Origin of the sequence: Mucilaginibacter sp. PAMB04274, assembly GCF_039634385.2 — a bacterium.
Lineage (GTDB): Bacteria > Bacteroidota > Bacteroidia > Sphingobacteriales > Sphingobacteriaceae > Mucilaginibacter.
Window position 1 is genome coordinate 3,820,702 of sequence record NZ_CP155081.2, and the last position, 16,062, is coordinate 3,836,763.

A 16,062-nucleotide genomic window follows, 5' to 3' on the forward strand; every position below is an offset into this window, starting at 1 on the left:
CCCAAGTGCTTGTTTATTAAAGCTAACTCTTAGTTACTGGCCGTCACCTCCGTTACTTTAATAAGAAAGTTACGATCGACCATTAATCGCCCTGTAGCATTGGTAACGGTCAATGTTTGCCACTGGGTTGTGGGATTAATAACTGTAACGTTGGAGGGATCGAATGATATCTTAAGTGGCATATCAAAACCATCTACGCAGCCCGACCAGCGATAATGTAATTTACCTGCTTGAAAATAATACTCTAGAACCGGAATTTTAGTTGTCTGTAAATATTGGGCAAAAACTTTAGAAAAGTCCTTTTTTGTATATCCGTTAAGAAGCTTTAAGATTTGCCCGGTATTTATAACCTGGTGATAAAATTTTCGGTTTATTTCATGTAGCCAGCCTCTAAAAACCGAATCGCCCACAAGCTGCCTTATGGTATGAAGCATGGCGCTTCCTTTGTAATACTTGTCTGATGTGTTCGTTCCTAAAATGGGGCTGTCGTTTTTTATCCTTTTCCATGTACCAAGTGCATACTCATTTCCAGCCTCCCTGCCAAACACAAAGTCGGTATACAAAGTCTCGAGATATTTAGTAAATCCTTCATGTATCCAGGTATCGCCATAAGTGGCCGCTGTAATGCTGTTTCCAAACCATTCATGCCCGCTTTCATGAACCAGCATAAAATCCCATTTCAGCCCCCAGCCCGTTGCAGATATGAAGTCCTTTCCCCGATACCCATTCTGAAATCCGTTACCATAAGCAACTGCGCTTTGATGTTCCATTCCGGGCAATGGCGCCTCTACCAACTTATAACTGTCGGCGTAAAATGGATAAGGCCCTAACCAGTATTCAAAAGCGCGCAGCATCGTATCTGTCTGTTTAAAATGCTCCTTACCTCTATTTAAGTTATAATCTAATACCCAAAAGTCGCAATCAAGTAACTTGTTCAGCCCGGCGTATTGCTTGTGCCAGGTTACATAATGGCCAACATACGGAACGATGTTATAGCTGTTGATGGGACTCTTAACCACCCACGTATAGGTAGCGGTTCCGTTATTACTGATTCTCCTTTTAAACCTCCCGTTGGCTACTGCTACCAAAGTATCTGGCACGGTAATGTCGAATAAAATGCCATTATCAGGTTCATCAGCCAGGACATCCTTACAAGGCAGCCAGATACTTGCCCCTGATCCTTCACAGGCTACACTGATCCAAGGTCTGCCTTTTTCATCTTTAGTCCATATCCAACCGTTATCAACCGGCGGATTCAAGGCCTCCTGAGGTTTTCCTTCGAACTGGATAATTATGGTATGCTTTTCCCCTGCTTTGATAACTTTGGGAAAGCTAATTATATAGGCGCCCTCATTTTTTCTTTTAAATAAAACATCCCTGTTATTCCAAACTACGCGGGTAATTTTCATGGGCTGTTGGAGGTCAACCTGCAAAGAGGCCCCAGCGTGTTTTGCCAGAAAAGCAATATGATTTTCTCCGGAAATAGATTTTTGACGATAATCAGGAGTCACAGCAATCCGGTAATGCGTTACATCCCACCAAGATTGTTCTGTTACGGTGTCTGATAAAACCAGTTCCGTACGCACACTGGAGCTATATTGTGTTTTACCGTTTGCGTAAAAAGCGGTAAAAAGCAAAATATTTAATAAGAAAGACAATCTGATAAGTGAAAATAGGCTCAGCATGTAGTTTGTGATATTTCGGTCTTTCATAAAGGTAAGGTTTTACGCATTAGCAAGTCCAAGAAACTCACTTATTGCTTGAGTCCGACTACTCTAAAATCAGCATCGGTACGGCTAGTTAGCTCGTAAGCGGTTTCTAATAGCTGATACGCAGATCAAAATCACTATGATTTCAGCTTGGCAGCCGGATTGAACCGCACAGCCTGACTGATTTGCAAACAAACAGTTACCAGTACTATACTAACGGAGATGAACAACGCAGCTAAAAATGGAGAGATGTTCATACTAACGCGATAGGCAAATGTTTCTAACCACCTATGCCCAACTATAAAGGCAATGGGCCAGGCTATGCAGTTGGCAAGTAATACGATGTAGAAAAACGGCTTGCTTAAATTAATTATCAATTGCTGTGTATTAGCGCCAAGCACTTTTCTGATAGTTGTTTCTTTCATACGTACACGGATAGCTTGCGCTGCCAATGAGAAGAAGCCAAGAGAGGCAATAAATACTGCTAAAGCCGAAAAAAAGGTCAACACGGTTTGTAACTGCTCCTGCTTTACAAAAAGCTGTCCGTACAACTCGTCCAAGAAATGATAATTAAAATTGTCGCCATCGAGCTTGTTGATATCAACCCATCTTTTACCCAGGATTTTTAAAATTGCCGGAATCCGGTTGGCCTCTGCACTGATCATAATTTGCGTTTTTGACAATCCGCAGTTATCGTTCATTAAGTAAACGGTAGGCTGAATACTTTCCTCAAACCCTTGAGATTTAATGTCTTTTACTATACCAATTATTTTGTATGAAGCTCCGCAACCCTGTATGCTACCACCAACAGGTTCCTTTAAATTCATTGCTTTGGCGGCAGATTCGTTAATCACTGCATTTAAAGAATCGCCTGGAATGGGGGAATTAAAAATGTGTCCGGCTTTTAATTTGATATTTAAGGTTTCGAAGTAATTGTAATCTACACCAATGGTATTTAAAGCATAGGGTTTGCCCTGAACTGCGTATTCATGTGTAACCGGCAATATGCCACCCGGAACATTCGTTGCTACGGTGACTTCTTTTACACCTGGAATTTCTTTGATCCTATTCCGCACAGGTTCGAAAGTTTCAGGGTTGTTATATAGGGCCAAATTATCAATGTATAATACCTGTTTAGCAGTAAATCCTGGGCTTTCAGTCTTCATAAAAGTTACCTGCTGATTAATAACCACCAGCGTAATTACAAACGTAATGGCAATAGTGAACTGAAGTACGGTTACTGCGGTTCGTATCCAGGAAAGCTTTCCTTGCTTTGCAAGTTGGTTGCCGCGCAATACTTCTACAGGTTTAAAACCGGCCATAACCCAGGCCGGATAAACACCTGCTAATAAGGTAAGCGCAATTAAAGTAATGAAGAGCCGAACCAAAATGGGAAAGTTAATACCTGAAACCAGCAGTTCGACCTGTAGTAACCTGTTGAAATACGGGAGCCCGATATACACCAGCCCGAATGCAATAAACAAAGCTGCAAGGCATTGAATAAATATTTCCAGCAAAAACTGCAGGGCTATGTGCCTTTTAATCACACCATTTACCTTTTTAATTCCTACTTCTTTTGAGCGTGTATCGGCTTGAGAGACATAAAGGTTGGTGAAATTAACAGCAGTTACAATGAGTATAATAACTGCTAGAACAGCCAGACTGTTGACAATTTGGTTGTTAACATGAGAACCGTAATGTGGCTTTAAATGCAGGTTTTCTAAAGCATCTAAATATATTGCAGGCCTGTTGAACCGGCTTATTGCTTCTCTGGCTACCTGGCTGGTATCAGTTAGCGCAGCCTTTTTATAGATCTGGTCAATTTTTCTTGAGAGTGCGGCAATATCGGCATGAGGCTTAACGAGCAAATAGGTCTGATAAATTTGTGTTGCATAGCTTTGATCCTTGCCCGAAGTAATATCTGACGAAAAACCGATACAATCAAATTTTAAGTTCGTGTTACATGGAATATCGTCAGCAACTCCAGCAACAGACATGGGCGTGCCCGACCTCGACATCATGTTAATCGTTTTACTCTGAACCATTTTATCGCCCGGGAAAAGCACCGCAGCTGTTTCCTTAGAGAGTAAAATAGTTGGGCTTTGATTTTGAGGATTTAACTTAAACCCTTTAGGTTTTATACCCAATATTGTGGAAATGGAATAATCTGCACCCACCCATTTTTTGATCAGGAACCTCCCCGATGAAGTGTAAAAAGGAATCTGAAACAAAGCGGTATTTATTCTGCCGGTTTCTTCAACTTCCGGGCACTGGCTTTTTATTTCTGCTGCTAATTTACCAGGCGTATAAGGCGATGGTCCGTTGGGCATTTCCCTTTCCACCAGATAGATGCGATCTACGTTCTTGTTCCATTGGTCATAACTTGTTTCGTTGTTTACATACAAGCTAACAAAAATGAAAGCCGCTAAACCAATAGCTAATCCGGCTATATTTAAGAAATAGAAAGTCTTTCCTTTCAAAAAAGTACGAAATGCAATCTTAAGGTCTATCCTATTCATAGCGGTCGGTAGTCAATAAAAGGTATCTGTTTCAAATCCATCTACATTTAAGCCACTTAAACAAAGGTTTAATTATCAATCGATTAAAGATACCTAAAGTGTGCGATTCTGAACACTTGCGTCCGGTTTTGTACCAACGTAATGTACATTAAAGCTTGTTGCCATTTTAGTAATAAATACTCATCCCTTATTAAGCAAGAGTAAATCAAAGAGTTTCTGTACCAACGGTTTCCCTTTTGCGGATGATAGGTAGGGGCTACTTTTCTCAAAACAACTTTACCTGCATAATGGTTATAACTACAGCAGCATTCAACTGGCTGCGCTTTAACTTAAACAGATACTGCCATGAGAAATTACGAGACCTTAGTGGATGCCACTAACGACCTGATGCAAAGAGGATACGACGCCAATCTGAGCTTTGAAGATGATGGCGAAACCATAGATGATAAATCAAGAGACATACATATGCATGCTGATGACTTTGAAGTAGACGAGTTTTACCGCTTCGAAGGTCCCAGCAACCCATCTGACATGGCCATTGTGTATGCCATATCATCGGCCAAACATAACCTTAAAGGGGTATTGGTTGATGCTTACGGTACTTATGGTAACACCAGCACATCAGCTATCGAAGCTAAATTGCACCACCACCAGGTGAGTGATAAACTGCACGGCGAAGATCGCCCAACAGCGTCTTAATCCATACGGTTACTTTGCAACGCTTTTAGCAAACGGCGGCCCTTTGCCTGTATGGCAGGGCTGCCGTTTTGCATTAAATAATGTAGCTGGCTTTGCAATTCTTCGGCAATCCAGTCGTAACGCTCGTGCAAATTATACAGTGTTTCGCTTGCAAATGCTTTTACGGCTACTTTTGCTTTCTTATCTATCAACCAGTCGAAACATCGTTCCACAACCGGTTCCATATCGGTTGCCGCTATCATCATTTTCACATCCTGGGGTGCTTTGCCCGATGTTAAAAACACATATATGCGTGCATACTGTCTGTGGCAGCTATGATGCGTAGCCTTTACGCCATACTGAACAAGCATTTCCAAGTGCGGCGCATAGCGGCTTAAATTACCAGTTACCAATGTATCCAGCAGCCACACCGCACGAAAAGCTATCTTACCGTCAGGGTGTAGCGTTAAGTTAAGTAAATCGGTAAATACAAAGCCTTCCGTTTCTAACTCTTTAGCTAATTTGTTTACCCAATTACTGGCCGTTCGGGCCGATAATAGCTTCAGTAATGTTTGTTGGTCTGTCATGTATAGGTTTAGAGCTATGTAAAGCTATAAATTTTTCGGTTTAAATATCTTGTGGCGTATTGCAACGTTTTCGACAATATGCTATCTAACAATCCTATTACACAGGACGGTTAACAGACAGTAATTACAAAATAATGTAATATAATAGCAAACCAATAATGAGTTGCCCAACATGGGCCGCTAACCAATTAACCGAACATGAAAAACCTTACTACCTTGCTATGCAGGCTTTTATCGCTTGTGCTTGTTTTAAATGTTGCCACGAGCTACGCCAAAGCTCCGGGAGCTCCCTCCTATTTACGCACTTGCGACAAGGTAAAGCCCGCAGGCACCGATAACAAACCCTTTTTTGGCTGGTACGTGAACGATGTGGACAACAACGAAGTGCAGTCGGCTTACCAGATAGTGGTGGCATCCAGCCTGCAGAGCCTCAACAGTGGTAATGCCGACGTATGGAATAGCGGCAAGGTACCTTCGGCTATGCAAAATTATGTGGAGCTACCCCAAAGGTTGCTAAAACCAGCCTCCCGGTATTACTGGAAAGTACGCACCTGGGATAGAACAGGCATTGCAGGCCCATACTCGGCCGCATCTTACTTTGATACAGGTTTGTTTACCACTGCAGACTGGAGCGGGGCCAAATGGGTTAAGCGCAACACTACCGATAAGGATGATTATACCTACTATCGCAAAAACGTAAAACTTGGCGCTAAGCCCATTAAAAGGGCCATCGTTTATGTAGCGGCCTGCCATAACTACGAACTGTATTTAAACAGAAAGCTGGTTTCAAAAGGTTCATCTAACCACTACCCGCAATACGCTTATTATAATGCTTTTGATGTAACACATTTGATTAAAGGCGGCAAAGCCAACAACCTGGCAGCCTTAACACATTGGTATGGGGGCGGCCAGGGCCGTGCTACCGGCAGCCGGGGCTTCATCCTTAAAATGGTAACCGAGTACGCCGATGGCAGCAAAACAACCACCGGTACTGATGCCACCTGGAAACAAAAACAAGCCGCTTACTGGACAGCTGGTCAGCCGCCGCGCAACGGTGAGGGTAACGGTTTTGTGGATAAGATAGACTCTCGTAACATTATTACTGGCTGGAACACCGCTGCATATAATGATGCAGCCTGGGATGCCGCAGTTGAAATTGGCGCTCCTCCGGTTGAGCCGTGGATAAATACGCTACGGGCAGACCTTACACGTGTTATTGAAGAAAAGATTAAACCCGTATCGGTAAAAAGTTTGGGCAATGGTAAGTACCTCATTGATTTAGGAAAGATATATGCAGGCATGCCGTCTATCAATTTCCAGGGCGGTAAGGCAGGCGATGTGGTCAACATCCGTGGCTCTTACTTGCTGGATGATGAAGGCAATGCATCAACACGCAGAGGCAATCAAAGCACCAACCTGGCTTATTCCTTTACGCTCAACGGCAAGCAAGCCCTGTTTCAGCCCATGGTTTATTTGGCATACCGCTATATCCAAGTCGATAATTCGCCTAACGTGTTAACTACAGAAAATGTGCAGTTCATTACCCGGCACTTTGAGCTCGATCCATCGCGGGCGCAGTTCATATCATCGGATGATATGCTGAACCAGGTATGGAACCTTCAGCTACGTTCGTTGGTGCAGGGTGCGCAGGAAGGATTTGTAGATACCCCTACCCGAGAAAAAGGCGCCTTTTTGGGCGATGGCAGTTACCAAGGTCCGCCGGCTATGGCTACCATGGGCGAGCGCGCCATGAATCACCGCGTACTACTTGAGTTTTTAGACTCGCAGGATCAGTACTGGCCCGATGGTCGCCTCAACGCCGTTTACCCCAACGTGGATGGCAAGCGTGACATTCCTGATTATACACAAGAATACCTGATTTGGATATGGGACTACTACCTGCAAAGCGGAAACAAAGAATTTTTGAGAACCAACTACGACAAACTTAAAAAAGTGGCCGATTACGTACATACCTACACTAACCCAACCACAGGCCTTATTCATAACCTGGCCGGTGGCGGCGGAGCTTACAAATACGGCATTATAGACTGGCCTCAAACTATGCGCTACGGGTATGATATGGCTACTGAATCGCGCACGGTAATTGATGCCCTTGCGTATATAGATTATGACATTATGGCTAAGGTAGCCGCGGCACTCGGAAATAACAATGACCAGGCGACTTACACTGGTTATGCAAGCGCTATAAAACAGGCCATAAATGCGAAGTTATTGAATGCCAATGGTGTTTATATTGACGGTTTGATGGCCGATTTATCGCAAAGCAAGCACATTTCGCAGCAGGCTAATATGTATGCGTATGCCACGGGCATAGTGCCCGAGCAGAATAAGCAAGCCGTATTCGATGCCGTTAAAGAACGTAAAATGGCATCGGGCATGGTTACCCTGCGTTACCTGCCTGAAGCTATTGGACAAGCTAATGATGGGCAGCATATGCTCGACTTGTATACCAACCCCACATGGGACGGTTGGGCAAAAACCATTACCAAGGGCGGCACCATGACTTGGGAAGCCTGGGATGCCGATGTAGCCAACGAAAGCCTTTCGCACCCCTGGGGCGCTATTGGCTTGCTGGCGATGCAAGAGTACATGCTTGGCCTCAAAGCACTTAAGCCACAGCACGAACTGGTACAAGTAAAACCGCTTGACTTTCATAACCGGCTCAAATTTGTTAAAGGAACATTCCCGACCGATAAAGGCAATATAATCCTCAGTTGGAATCGCGATAACAAACAATTCAGCATGACGGTTAAAATGCCAGTTAATGTTTCTGCTAAAGTTTACATACCTAAGTGTGGTGCTACCAGCAATCAGTTAATGATTGACGGAAAAGCCATAACCGGTACTAATGAAGGTGATTATACACTGGCAGGCACTTACGGATCGGGCATACATACCTTTAGCAGGTCGCTGTAAAATATCGGTGGATAACAATTGTTTACGTGTGTATTTTAAATTATCATGGTTATCCGGCCTGTGTCATAAAGTGGCATAGGTTAGCAATACAGCATTTTCTATTTCCTATTTAGAAATGAAAACCTTTACATTTGCCGGTCTATAAAAAACTTGTTCTGAAACTACATGGTTAAATTCGACCGCTTTACACTGAGCAATGGCCTGCGGGTAATTGTTCATGAAGATCATACAACACCCATGGCAGTGGTTAACATCTTATATGATGTTGGCGCGCGCGATGAAAATCCCGAACAAACCGGATTTGCCCACTTATTTGAGCATCTCATGTTCGGCGGCTCTGTAAACATTCCGGTATATGACGAGCCCCTGCAGCGTGTGGGCGGCGAAAACAATGCCTTCACCAGCAACGATATTACCAATTACTATATCACCCTGCCGGCTGCCAACCTTGAAACAGCCTTTTGGCTGGAGAGCGACCGCATGCTGAGCCTGGCTTTTAGCGAAAAAAGCCTGGAGGTGCAGCGTAACGTGGTAATGGAAGAATTTAAGCAGCGCTACCTAAACCAGCCTTATGGTGATGTTTGGCTGCGCTTGCGCCCGTTGGTTTACAAAAAGCATCCATACCAATGGGCCACCATTGGTAAAAACCTGGAGCATATTGAGCACGCTAAGATTGAGGATGTAAAAGCTTTCTTCAAAAAGCATTACACACCCCAAAATGCCATTATGGTAGTAGGCGGTGATGTTACTACCGAGCAGGTTAAAGAACTGGCCGATAAATGGTTTGCTTCTATTCCGGCAGGCCAAAAGTACTACCGCAACTTGCCCGAGGAGCCGAATCAGCATGAGGAACGCCGCGAGGTGGTTACTGCCAAGGTACCGTTAAACGATGTTTACATTGCTTTCCAGGTGCCGGCACGTACCGATGGCGATTACTTTGCACTGGATCTGATATCAGACATTCTTTCACGCGGGCAGTCATCACGCCTGCACCGTGCGCTGGTACGCGAAAAGCCATTGTTTAGCGAGATACATGCTTACCTCACCGGCAGCTTTGATAAAGGCATGCTGGTGGTAGAAGGCAAACCGCTGGAAGACGTGAGCATCGAACAGGCCGAGGCCGCCATTTGGGACGAGTTAACCAAGCTTTGTGATGCCCCCATCCCTGAAGATGAGTTGACCAAAGTGAAGAACAAAACCGAAAGCACGATGGTATTTGCCGAGATGGCCCTGCTGGATAAAGCCATGAACCTGGCTTACTTTGAGCTTTTGGGCGATGCCGACCTGTTTAACCAGGAGACAGAGAAATATCTGGCTGTAACGGCCGATGAAATTCAGCAACAGGCCAAAACTGTTTTCCGTAAGGATAACTCGTCAACCTTAATTTACCTGGCCGAAAAATAAAAGCTTCATGTTAAACAGAACAACAGCGCCTGAATTTCAGGCCATCGATCATATTAATCTTATAGAGCCGGGCCATACCGTGCTGCCGAACGGCTGCCAGGTATACTGGTTTAACTCGGGCGACCAGGAACTGGTGCGTATGGAGTGGATTTTTGGTAACCTCCGTTTTGATGTAGCTAAACCGCTGCTCAATATGGCAGTAAACACCATGCTTACCGAGGGTACAAGCACTTTAAGCGCAGCCGAGATTGCCGATAAGATAGATTATTATGGTGCATTTTTACAGGCCGAGTATGGGTACGATCAGTCGAACCTTACTTTGTACAGCCTTAACCGCCACCTGGATCATACGCTGCCCGTTATATTGGACGTTTTAACGGATAGCCAATTTCCTGAGAAAGAACTGGATACCTTTATACGTAACCAACAGCAAAAACTGCAGGTGAGCTTGCAAAAGAACGATATACTGGCCCGCCGCGCTTTTAACAAAGCCGTTTATGGGAACAGTATATATGGCCAAAGTGCCGAAGCTGCCGATTACCAGCAATTGCAACGCGCCGATATGCTGAGCCATTTTAAGCAAATGTACCAGCCTGCCAATTGTACCCTGGTTGTGGCCGGCAAAGTTGATGATGATACCTTGCAGCGCATTACAAGCGCCTTTGGCAGCTGGACTAACACTGCCGAACAAGCCGACATTACACAACCGCTATTAACACCACAAACTGAGCGCTTTTATTTTACCGAAAAGCCAGATGCCCTGCAATCGGCCATACGCATGGGCATACCCATGGTAAACCGTGCTCACCCCGATTTTCCGGCTCTGCAGGTGCTCAACACGGTACTGGGTGGTTACTTTGGTTCGAGGTTAATGAACAACATTCGTGAGGATAAGGGTTACACCTATGGTATTGGATCGGGCATATCATCGCTTAAACATGGCGGCGCATTTTTTATTGCTACCGAGGTTGGCGCTGATGTTTGCCGTAGTGCCGTAAGCGAGATCGAGAAAGAAATTTACCTGTTAAAAACAGAACTAATCTCAGAGGGTGAATTATCACTCGTGCGCAACTACATGTTGGGTTCGTTGCTGGGTAGTCTGGAAAATGTTTTCTCGCACGCCGATAAATTCAAGAATGCCTACTTCTCTGGTTTAACATACGAGTACTACACCCATTACACCCATATCATTAAAACCGTTACCGCCGAAGAACTACGCCAACTGGCCAACCAGTACTGGAACTTCGATGAGTTTTATAAAGTGATTGTAGGTAAATATTAGGCGAATCAGAAATTAGATTTTCTATTCGGATTTATCATCAATAAACAAGGGCTGCCAGGCAGCCCTTGTTTTATTGATGATAAAAGTTTTGCATTGCTCCGTTCTAACCATCTGTAAGCAAGAGTTAGTTTGTTAACTTTGTATTAAGCATTGGTTAATAGCGCATATCACCCCCAAGGGGAATATCACCAAATGTTATAAATTGAATTAAGATGGTAAGGAATTCTCTCCGCCTCAACACTATTGGCGTTGAGAATGAGTACCAAACAACGGCAGGATTATGCATTTACCTTTACGCCTGCTTATTTACAATATAGTTGGTACATTTGCGGCCAAAATAAGCGCTAAAGGCATTCCTAATCCCTCCATGAAACAACATTTGCAACATCCTGTATTTACGGTAATATCGGCACTGGCGGCTGAGCAGCAGGTACAGGCCTATGCTATTGGCGGTTTTGTGCGTGATATTTTTTTACACCGCCCCTCTAAAGATATTGATATTGTGGTGGTAGGCAACGGCATTGCCTTTGCCGAACAGGTGGCCAAAAAGCTGCACGTAAAAGTTTCGGTTTTTAAAAGCTTTGGCACGGCCATGCTTAAGTATCAGGATATAGAGGTAGAGTTTGTTGGGGCGCGTAAGGAATCATACCGTGCACAGTCGCGCAAACCGGTGGTAGAAAACGGCACGCTGGAAGATGACCAAAAGCGCCGCGACTTTACCATTAACGCCCTGGCCATAGCCCTTCACGGCGATGAATTTGGCAATTTGATAGATCCGTTCGGCGGCATGCAGGATATGGAAAAAAAGCTTATTCGCACACCATTAAACCCCGAAGAAACCTTTTCGGACGACCCCCTGCGTATGATGCGTGCCATACGCTTTGCCGCCCAGCTTAACTTTGTTATTGATGCGCAGGCCATTGAAGCTATTAAGCTGAACAGAGAGCGCATACATATTGTATCGCAGGAGCGCATTACCGATGAGCTGAATAAGATCATCCTCTCACCCCTACCCTCCGTTGGGTTTAAATATTTGATGGATACCGGCTTGCTGAAACTTATTTTTCCGCAAATGGCAGCCTTATATGGGGTGGATTATGTGAACGGCCGGGGCCATAAGGATAATTTTTACCATACCCTGCAAGTATTAGACAACATATCGGCCACTACTAATGATTTGTGGTTACGGTGGTCGGCTATATTGCATGATATTGCCAAGCCGGCAACCAAACGTTTTGAACCGGGCCACGGCTGGACCTTTCATGGCCATGAAGACCGCGGCGCCCGAATGGTACCTAAACTGTTTACGCAGTTAAAGCTGCCGCTTAACGATCGTATGAAATTTGTGCAAAAACTGGTACAGCTGCACATGCGGCCTATCGTTTTAACACAGGATATTGTAACGGATTCGGCCGTGCGCCGTCTGTTATTTGAGGCAGGTGACGATATTGAATGTCTGATGTTGTTATGCAAAGCAGACATTACCACTAAAAATGAGTACAAAGTAAAAAAGTACAGGCAAAATTTTGAGCTGGTACAGCAAAAATTAAAAGATGTTGAAGAGCGCGACAAAGTGCGCAACTGGCAACCTCCTATAACCGGGAACGATATTATGCTACTATTTGGCCTGAAAGAAGGCCGGGAGGTGGGTATTATTAAAAATCAGATTCGCGAAGCTATACTGGAAGGTGACATACCTAATACTTACGAGGCTGCTTTAGCGTTTACGATTTTAAAAGGTCAGGAAATTGGCTTAAAAGTTGTGGAAAACACAAATTAAATTAAAGAAGTAAATTAACACACAAAAATTAACCTTATAAAATGGCACTATACCGGTTCAGGGTAACTTTCGAAGATTATGATGATGTGAGCAGAGAAGTTGATATTAAATCGACTCATACCTTTGCCGACCTGCATCAGGCTATTCATCAGTCTATCGGTTACAGCCCTGATTATTCGTCTTCTTTTTACATCAGTAACGACCAATGGACCAAGGGCGAAGAGATAGCTTTTAAACCTAGCGAACGTAAGATAAACCGTGGAGTTGCGTTAATGGAGAACTCAAAACTGAGCAGCTTTATTGATGATCCGCATCAAAAATTTTATTACACCTCAAACTTCGACCGTCCCTTTGATTTTCATGTGGAGCTGGTAAAAATCCTGGATGAAACACCAGGTGTTACCTATCCTGCTACGGTAAAAAGCGCGGGCGAGGCACCTAAGCAGTTCGGTAACGTTTACAACCCAACTGCAGTTGCACCTGTAAATGAAGATTTTGATTTTTTGAACGAAATGGAATACAACCCTGAGGAAACCGAAGATTTTACCGAGGTAACTGACACGGGTGTAGACGCAGAAGAGCATGACGAAACCGAAAGCAATGACGAGGAAGACGAGTTTGGCAGCGAATTTTCGGACAATGAAGGTTTTGACGAAGACGAACGTAGCAGCAGCCGCGGCCGTGGTGGCGACGATTATTAACATACTTTAACTTTTTTATACAAAAGCAGTTGCTGTGCAACTGCTTTTTCTGTTTAAGAGAATGATTATGGTGTGACAGGGATTTGTAAGGCTTGGCTTTTGCCTCCTCTGTGTACATGAAAAAGCAACAGCAAACTAAAGAGCTTGATGACTAAAAATTTAAGCGTTGCCTTCGCTTGTTTATAAAAGCTACCACCTGCCGCAGAGATTGCTTAGTTTCTCATAATTACATAAATGTGATATGACCTAAAAAAGTGCTCAAAACAGCATCAAGCTTATAAACAGCTGTTTTGTGCGACGCTACTCATGAAATCCTTACTTTTGCAACAATTAATAAAGCTTCACATTTTATGACCAGCAGCCCCTACCTCATTAGTATAGCCGGCCCAACGGCCGTTGGTAAAACTGCTGCTGCCATAGCGCTTGCACGTTATTACCAAACCGAAATCCTATCAGCCGACTCGCGCCAATTTTACCGCCAAATGAGCATTGGCACGGCTAAGCCCACACCCGAAGAACTGGCTGCAGCTAAACATCATTTTGTAAATTCGCACAGCGTAAACGAACCATTCAGCGTTGGAAATTTTGAGCGTGATGGTTTGTCGGCATTAAATGAGCTGTTTCAAAAGCATTCTGTTGTAATTATGGCAGGCGGCTCGGGGCTGTATATTAAAGCCATTACCGAAGGGTTTGACGAACTGCCCGACATTGATCCATCCATCCGTGAAAAGCTTAACCTTCAGTATGCCGAACAAGGCATTGCCGTACTGCAAGAAAAGCTTCAGACGGTTGATCCAGTTTACTATCAGCAGGTTGATCTGAATAATCCCCAACGGCTAATACGCGCACTGGAGGTATTCGAGAGCACAGGCACGCTTTATTCATCATACCGCAAAGGCAGCTACAAGCAGCGGCCTTTTACCAGTATCAAAGTTGGCCTGGATATGCCGCGCGAGGAATTATATAACCGCATTAATAAACGGGTGGATGATATGATTGTTGATGGACTGGTGGCCGAAGTGCAGCAACTGCTCCCCTACCGCCATCTCAACGCACTGAACACAGTAGGCTATTCTGAAATTTTCGATTACCTGGACGGTAAAACTGATTTACCTGAAGCCATTGCGCTTATTAAGCAAAACACCCGCCGCTTTGCCAAACGCCAATTAACCTGGTTCAGAAAAGACAAAGACATCCAATGGTTTAAACCAAACGATGTCTCTGCTATGATTGAATATATTGATAAAATTATTGCTGGTTTAAGCGCTTAATACATTCTTCTAAACTATGGCGCCAGTAAGGTATCTCTATATTAAAAGTTGATTTTACTTTAGCCTTGTCCATTACCGAGTAAGTTGGCCGGGTGGCTGGTGTAGGGTATTGTGCAGTGCGTATTGGAGATACTTTAACATCTGTGCCCGATATATCGAAAATAGCCATAGCAAAATCATACCACGAAGTTACCCCTTCATTACTATAGTGGTAAATACCGTATTGCTTATTGTCATTGCTAATGATTTGTAAAATACATCCGGCTAAATCAATCGCATAGGTCGGTGTACCCACTTGGTCGGCTATGATGCTGAGCTGATCCTTTTCGGCGCCCAAACGCAGCATCGTTTTCACAAAGTTATTGCCGTACTCTGAGTAAAGCCAGCTGGTGCGCAATGTATAATGCGCTGGTAAAACCTCAGCAATAGCTTGCTCACCTTCTAATTTTGTTAAACCATAAACACTAACAGGATTAGCAGCATCCTCTTCGGTAAGCGGATCGGGGCTGCTTCCATCAAAAACAAAATCAGTTGATACATGCACTAAGGTAGCCGCATACTTTTTACACAGCTTAGCTAAATTAGCAGCACCATCTTTATTTACCTTACGAGCCGTATCTACATCACTTTCGGCTTTATCAACCGCGGTGTAGGCAGCGCAATTAATGGCGTACTGTGGTTGGTACTTGTTAAAAAGCTCATCCAAGCCAGCTTCATTCAAAATATTGGCCTCGTCCTCGCCCGGAAAAACGATTTCGGTAATTTGCTGCTCATCAGCTACTTTTTTTATACAATGTCCTAACTGGCCTGAAGCGCCGAATACCAATATTTTACTCATACATCAATTATTATTAACGCAACTAATATAGCAAATTACCTATAGCCGTTATTTATTAAGTTCTTTAAATAGCTAAACTGTTGATTAGCAATGACAGTACGGTTAATTGTTGTTGCTCTTTTTGTGAAAATTATTGACGGTAAAAAGATGAAAATGATATTTGCTTGACCGTTAAAATTTTATAACATCTTAATAACCCTGTTTTGTAAGGATATATTTTTGCCCTTTAAAACAATATTTTTACTAATGATTAGTTATTATCTTAGTTTGCGTATAAAAACGCTTATTTTATTATATTTTATCATTGTCATACAAATTATTATTATTATTGTAATGAATTAAGTTGTTTTTTCATT

11 protein-coding genes are annotated in these 16,062 nt (G+C 43.6%); 7 read left to right on the forward strand and 4 right to left on the reverse strand.

Annotation, left to right across the window (positions count from 1 at the left end; translation table 11 throughout):
- Positions 1 to 29: 29 nt before the first annotated feature.
- Both ABDD95_RS16020 and ABDD95_RS16025 read right to left on the reverse strand, forming a co-directional pair.
- Entirely contained in the window at positions 30 to 1,712 is a 1,683-nt protein-coding gene (locus ABDD95_RS16020; protein WP_345948349.1) for a M1 family metallopeptidase, read from the reverse strand.
- A gap of 134 nt (positions 1,713 to 1,846) precedes the next feature.
- Complete coding sequence (locus ABDD95_RS16025; protein WP_345948350.1) at positions 1,847 to 4,228, reverse strand: ABC transporter permease; 2,382 nt, start codon at positions 4,226 to 4,228, stop codon at positions 1,847 to 1,849.
- Positions 4,229 to 4,573: 345 nt separating this feature from the next.
- On the opposite strand from ABDD95_RS16025, the gene ABDD95_RS16030 reads away from it, so the two are divergent.
- Complete coding sequence (locus ABDD95_RS16030; RefSeq protein ID WP_345948351.1) at positions 4,574 to 4,927, forward strand: phosphoribosylpyrophosphate synthetase; 354 nt, start codon at positions 4,574 to 4,576, stop codon at positions 4,925 to 4,927.
- Here ABDD95_RS16030 and ABDD95_RS16035 read toward each other — a convergent pair.
- Positions 4,924 to 5,493 (reverse strand): hypothetical protein, encoded by a 570-nt coding sequence (locus tag ABDD95_RS16035; RefSeq protein WP_345948352.1) that lies wholly within the window; start codon positions 5,491 to 5,493, stop codon positions 4,924 to 4,926. The two genes, ABDD95_RS16030 and ABDD95_RS16035, sit on opposite strands and share 4 nt — an antisense overlap.
- Before the next feature lie 198 nt (positions 5,494 to 5,691).
- Between ABDD95_RS16035 and ABDD95_RS16040 the strand changes: the two genes are divergently transcribed.
- The 6 genes from ABDD95_RS16040 (at position 5,692) to miaA (ending at position 14,868) form a co-directional block, all read left to right on the forward strand.
- Positions 5,692 to 8,430, forward strand: a complete 2,739-nt coding sequence (locus ABDD95_RS16040; protein WP_345948353.1) for a family 78 glycoside hydrolase catalytic domain — start codon at positions 5,692 to 5,694, stop codon at positions 8,428 to 8,430.
- 165 nt (positions 8,431 to 8,595) lie between these two features.
- The gene (locus ABDD95_RS16045) at positions 8,596 to 9,834 is read left to right on the forward strand and encodes a pitrilysin family protein (RefSeq protein WP_345948354.1); all 1,239 of its coding nucleotides are present in this window, start codon (positions 8,596 to 8,598) and stop codon (positions 9,832 to 9,834) included.
- Positions 9,835 to 9,841: 7 nt separating this feature from the next.
- Positions 9,842 to 11,116, forward strand: a complete 1,275-nt coding sequence (locus tag ABDD95_RS16050) for a pitrilysin family protein (RefSeq protein WP_345948355.1) — start codon at positions 9,842 to 9,844, stop codon at positions 11,114 to 11,116.
- 367 nt (positions 11,117 to 11,483) lie between these two features.
- Complete coding sequence (locus ABDD95_RS16055) at positions 11,484 to 12,896, forward strand: HD domain-containing protein (RefSeq protein WP_345952112.1); 1,413 nt, start codon at positions 11,484 to 11,486, stop codon at positions 12,894 to 12,896.
- A 41-nt stretch (positions 12,897 to 12,937) separates the two neighbouring features.
- Complete coding sequence (locus ABDD95_RS16060; RefSeq protein WP_345948356.1) at positions 12,938 to 13,597, forward strand: hypothetical protein; 660 nt, start codon at positions 12,938 to 12,940, stop codon at positions 13,595 to 13,597.
- Between the two features lie 350 nt (positions 13,598 to 13,947).
- Positions 13,948 to 14,868: a tRNA (adenosine(37)-N6)-dimethylallyltransferase MiaA gene (gene miaA, locus ABDD95_RS16065; RefSeq protein ID WP_345948357.1), complete on the forward strand. Its 921-nt coding sequence runs from the start codon at positions 13,948 to 13,950 to the stop codon at positions 14,866 to 14,868.
- Here the strand turns inward: miaA and rfbD are convergent.
- Positions 14,846 to 15,706: a dTDP-4-dehydrorhamnose reductase gene (gene rfbD / locus ABDD95_RS16070; protein WP_345948358.1), complete on the reverse strand. Its 861-nt coding sequence runs from the start codon at positions 15,704 to 15,706 to the stop codon at positions 14,846 to 14,848. The genes miaA and rfbD overlap by 23 nt on opposite strands.
- Positions 15,707 to 16,062: the final 356 nt, after the last annotated feature.

Bases quoted from the DNA above. Each gene is read 5' to 3' on its own strand.
- ABDD95_RS16045 (WP_345948354.1), top strand. From the start codon at position 8,596: ATGGTTAAATTCGACCGCTTTACACTGAGCAATGGCCTGCGGGTAATT.
- ABDD95_RS16040 (WP_345948353.1), top strand. From the start codon at position 5,692: ATGAAAAACCTTACTACCTTGCTATGCAGGCTTTTATCGCTTGTGCTT.
- ABDD95_RS16035 (WP_345948352.1), bottom strand. From the start codon at position 5,493: ATGACAGACCAACAAACATTACTGAAGCTATTATCGGCCCGAACGGCC.
- ABDD95_RS16050 (WP_345948355.1), top strand. From the start codon at position 9,842: ATGTTAAACAGAACAACAGCGCCTGAATTTCAGGCCATCGATCATATT.
- ABDD95_RS16060 (WP_345948356.1), top strand. From the start codon at position 12,938: ATGGCACTATACCGGTTCAGGGTAACTTTCGAAGATTATGATGATGTG.
- ABDD95_RS16025 (WP_345948350.1), bottom strand. From the start codon at position 4,228: ATGAATAGGATAGACCTTAAGATTGCATTTCGTACTTTTTTGAAAGGA.
- rfbD (WP_345948358.1), bottom strand. From the start codon at position 15,706: ATGAGTAAAATATTGGTATTCGGCGCTTCAGGCCAGTTAGGACATTGT.
- ABDD95_RS16020 (WP_345948349.1), bottom strand. From the start codon at position 1,712: ATGAAAGACCGAAATATCACAAACTACATGCTGAGCCTATTTTCACTT.
- ABDD95_RS16055 (WP_345952112.1), top strand. From the start codon at position 11,484: ATGAAACAACATTTGCAACATCCTGTATTTACGGTAATATCGGCACTG.
- miaA (WP_345948357.1), top strand. From the start codon at position 13,948: ATGACCAGCAGCCCCTACCTCATTAGTATAGCCGGCCCAACGGCCGTT.
- ABDD95_RS16030 (WP_345948351.1), top strand. From the start codon at position 4,574: ATGAGAAATTACGAGACCTTAGTGGATGCCACTAACGACCTGATGCAA.